We start from the raw sequence: 4,527 nt of genomic DNA on the forward strand, positions 1-4,527 counted from the left end.
AACATTAATTCACCGAAACAATTGGGCGAAATTTTATTCGATAAACTCAAACTTGACGCAAAAGCTAAAAAGACCAAAACTGGTCAATACATGACGGGCGAAGATATTTTATCAAAATTAGAATTACAAAATCACGAAATTGCTCGTAAGATTCTGGATTTCAGAGAATTACAGAAATTAAAATCAACGTACGTGGATGCTTTGCCTTTATTGGTTTCTCCCAAAACGGGACGCATTCATACTTCCTTCAATCAAGCAGTTACCGCTACGGGGCGTTTGTCAAGTACCAATCCGAACTTACAAAATATCCCAATTCGTACCGCTCGTGGACGAGAAATCAGAAAAGCGTTTATTCCTAAAAATGATGATTTTTTAATCCTTTCTGCCGATTATTCGCAAATCGAATTACGGATTATGGCGGCATTTGCCAAAGACGAATCCATGATTGAGGCATTTAATCAAGGGCGAGATATTCACGCTACAACCGCCGCAAAAGTATTCAACGTGAGTTTGGATGAAGTGACTTCCGAAATGCGTAGAAAGGCAAAAACGGTCAATTTCGGGATTATTTATGGCGTTTCTGCATTTGGTTTAGCGGAACAAGTTGGCGTAAGCAGAACCGAAGCCAAAGAATTGATTGATAATTATTGGAAAGAATTTCCAGCCATCAAAAAATACATGAACGATGCCGTAATCATTGCCCGTGACAATGGCTACGTAGAAACCATTTTGGGACGCAGGAGGTATCTCCGTGACATCAATTCTCAGAACATGGTGGAACGTGGTTTTGCCGAACGTAACGCCGTAAATGCCCCAATTCAAGGTTCGGCGGCAGACATGATAAAAATTGCGATGATAAAAGTAAACGACTTCATCAAGCAAGAAAAACTACAATCCCGCATCATTCTGACAGTACATGACGAATTAGTTTTTGACGTACATAAATCAGAATTAGAACTCATGAAAACCAAAGTCAACGAACTGATGGTCAATGCGATACCTTTCCCTGTGAAGATGGAAACGGGCATGGGCGTTGGCTTAAATTGGCTGGAGGCTCATTGATGGGGAGAGGCTATAAAAGCGAAAACTCGGCGTATGAACTGCAAGCAGAACAGTGACCTCCGAGTATAACGCTGTAAATTTGGTGATTTTATTTGAGAAATTTGAATATATCTTTCAAAAATAATAGCTGATTTTTATTATCTTGAACATGAATTATTTATTTAAATCATAAAGCTATTTTCTATTTAAAAATAACCATTTAATATTTTATGTTAGAAGACAATAACCATGAAAATAATGTTTATGCCCACGATATTAAAAATCAAATAAAGCATATTTCTGAGGTAGAAAGTGGAAGAAAAGGATATTATTGTATGGGTTGTAAAAGAGAGATGCAGGCTAAGAAAGGTTCTGTTAATACTCATCATTTTGCACATGACCCTACTGATATTAAAAGAAAAGGAAAATGCACTTTTTCTGATGAAACATATCGGCACAAGTTGGCAAAAGACGTTTTACAGCGAATACGCCAAATAAAAGTTCCATCATTATTTAAACTCCCACCCCATGGTATTGAAGGAAAGCCTAATCTGATTCGTAGTTCTTGGATGATAGAGGCACATTATGTTGAAATAGAGTTACAATTTTATGAAGATGAAAATGGTTTAGTAAAATATGGCAGGGGGATAAATTTTGAGAAACCTGAAAATAAAATACAATTATTGATACAACCCGATGTCGCATTTTTCGATGAAAATAATAAGCCAGTACTTCTAATTGAAATAGTTGCGACTCATAAAGTTAATATTGAAAAAGCATTGAAAATCAGGCGATTAGGAATTGATACTGTTGAAATTACAATTCCTAAAAGCTCTCCAAATGAAATAGAAGAGTCTTTTTATAAAGTAGATAGAACACATTGGATTTACAATTATGAGCAAGAGCAAACCAATTATGTACGAGTTCCCGAAGGAGATAACGAGGGAATATTACTTGTTGATGAATTCCAAAGAAAGCTTTTTGAATCAATCGAATCTTTCTCGTGCAGATCATCGCAGATTAACAACCTTATACGAGCAATTCGAAAGTGTTTGGAATCAGACCAATATAGAGCAATTAAACAATCTTTTACAGGAGAAATACAACGAGTTGAGATCAATACAGAGACAAATAGAGTCCAATTGCTCAGGCTTCAAAGTGAAATTGAAATTGAACTTAGAAAAGAATTTGAGCTTAAAACAGAAAGAGTTAGAAACGCTTTTAAATCGAACGCAGACCGAATTGACGAAGAGCAAGAACTCATTGATGAAGAAAAAGGAGAACTTGAAAGAAAATACGATGAATTGGACGAACGATATAAACGAAAAGATAAAGAAATTAGAGATATACAAGGAAACTATGAATCAGAATTCCAAGGAGAGATTGAACGAATTGAAAATTATCTTAGCGAATTGGGAGCAAGTGGAATCACTCTCGAAGAAAGAATTAGAGGAATCGAATCAGAGGAAAAATCTTTTACAAGAAGCATTGAAGCCGTTGCAAAACAAATTGAACTTGATGAGATTGACGAAATTACAGAAATTACAAGAATTGAGGATAGAAGAAAATCCATTTCAACAAAATATATCAACATTGAAAAGGAATTTATCACTGAATTTGAATCAAATGAATCAGCAGTTAGAGAACGATTTGAAAATCTCAGAGAAGAATCTGTTAGAGCAATTACGAATAGAGATTCTAAATCAGCATCAAGAATTAGACGAGAGATTGAAGAACTTCTGGACGAAGAAGGACCTCTCCTCGCTATTACGAGTGAAATCAGCAATCTCCGAAGATACAAAAGGGCAAAAGAATTTCTTAATTCGAGAGCTTGGCAAAATTGGGTATAGTTTAGAAGAATTTTTAGACAAAATGGACAGAAATACAGCCCAATCTTGAATATTTTTGATAGAAAGAAGATTTTAATTTTTAAAGCAAATGAAGAAATATAAAAGCCCCGAAACAATTTTACTCAATGAAGTTGAGTTACAAACTCCACCTGAATCTATCAGATTCGTTGAACAACAGTCATTGGCTAATTGTATTGAAAATACGAACCTCAATTACGCATACCAAATCAGTATAAATCAACAAGGTAATGATTGGAATGACCCACTAAATGACCATTGGGATAATTATTAGAATCAATATAACTTAAATAAAAATGGGTAGAGAATGCGCAAAAACTAAAATAACCAAAGGAACTATCTTTGAATTAGATGTAAGCCTTTCTCATTTTGACAGAGGATATTTTGCAAAAAGCAAAGATTCCCAATCGAATAAAATCAAATATTTAGTTTATAAAGATGGTCATTGCAAAACGTAATGACCATCTTTGTTTTAATTTAAGCCAAAAAACAAAATGAAAACAATCCTCCTCCTCTGCCTAATCACTCTCCAATCATTTTCCCAAACAAACTATAAATCCAAACCTTGGAATGACACTATTCAAGTAATTCCTGGGAAATTGGAATGTGAAAAATATGATTTGGGCGGTGAGGGAATTGCCTATCACGACAAGGATAGTTTGAATAATGGCAGTGGGAAACTCAATCCCAATGACGGTACATTTTACAATACTTTTCGCATGAAAGAGGGCGTGGATATTTCCTACACCAAATCGAAAGACATTGATAATAGTCCTTTTAATGTGGTTGAGCCTTTGATGAATCAATTATACGTGGGTTGGACTGAGGTTGGCGAGTGGATTAATTATACCGTTGACGTAAAGGAAGACGGATTTTACGAAGGTTTTTTGATGTACACCGCCAATGCCGATGGCAAAATTGCGATTGACGTAGATGGCAAACATTGGCTCGAACCCGTGGTTATCAAATCGACTTTCCACGAAAAAGAAACCGTAGCTTGGCGACAATGGCATCATTGGAATAAACAACTAATTTTTAAGGCTCAAAAGCTAAGCAAAGGACAACATATTCTGACCCTCAAAACCATCGAAAAAGGGAATATGAATTACGATTTTATTGAGTTTAACAAGGTGAAATAAATTTTTGACCGTAAACCAATTTGGTTTAAGTTCCCTTTAATATCTCCTCATTTTTTGTAGATTTGTTAAGCGATATTCATTCCTCTCAAAACAGCCAATTTATACCCAAAAACTAATCCAAAAATGAAAAAACTCATTCTCATATTAACCTTGATTTCTATGCACTCTTTCGCTCAAAAAGTCAGCAAACAGCAGTTTATTGATGGCTTAATGAAAAAAATGACTTTGGATGAAAAAATAGGGCAACTTAATTTATTGACCGCTGGGGAAGCCACCACGGGTTCAACGGTAAGCACGGATATTGAGGCAAAAATAAAAGCGGGACAATTGGGCGGTTTATTCAGTATTTCTACGCCCCAACGCATCAGAAAAGTCCAAGAAATTGCTGTGAATCAAAGTAGAATGAAGATTCCCCTGATTTTTGGCATGGATGTAATTCACGGTTATCGCACGCTTTTCCCCATTCCTTTGGGTTTGTC

5 protein-coding genes are annotated in these 4,527 nt (G+C 35.5%); all 5 read left to right on the forward strand.

Annotation, left to right across the window (positions count from 1 at the left end; translation table 11 throughout):
• The coding region (locus AC1W31_RS20555) for a DNA polymerase (protein ID WP_481736375.1) at positions 1-1,062 on the forward strand (1,062 nt) is incomplete at its 5' end.
• A gap of 209 nt (positions 1,063-1,271) precedes the next feature.
• Entirely contained in the window at positions 1,272-2,891 is a 1,620-nt protein-coding gene (locus tag AC1W31_RS20560) for a competence protein CoiA family protein (RefSeq protein WP_481736376.1), read from the forward strand.
• 88 nt (positions 2,892-2,979) lie between these two features.
• On the forward strand, positions 2,980-3,183 hold the full coding sequence (locus tag AC1W31_RS20565) for a hypothetical protein (protein ID WP_481736377.1): 204 nt from the start codon (positions 2,980-2,982) through the stop codon (positions 3,181-3,183).
• A gap of 220 nt (positions 3,184-3,403) precedes the next feature.
• Positions 3,404-4,048 (forward strand): hypothetical protein, encoded by a 645-nt coding sequence (locus AC1W31_RS20570; protein ID WP_481736378.1) that lies wholly within the window; start codon positions 3,404-3,406, stop codon positions 4,046-4,048.
• A gap of 123 nt (positions 4,049-4,171) precedes the next feature.
• Positions 4,172-4,527: glycoside hydrolase family 3 N-terminal domain-containing protein (locus AC1W31_RS20575; protein ID WP_481736379.1), on the forward strand; the 356-nt coding region annotated here is incomplete at its 3' end.

Source organism: Arcicella sp. (assembly GCF_964672035.1).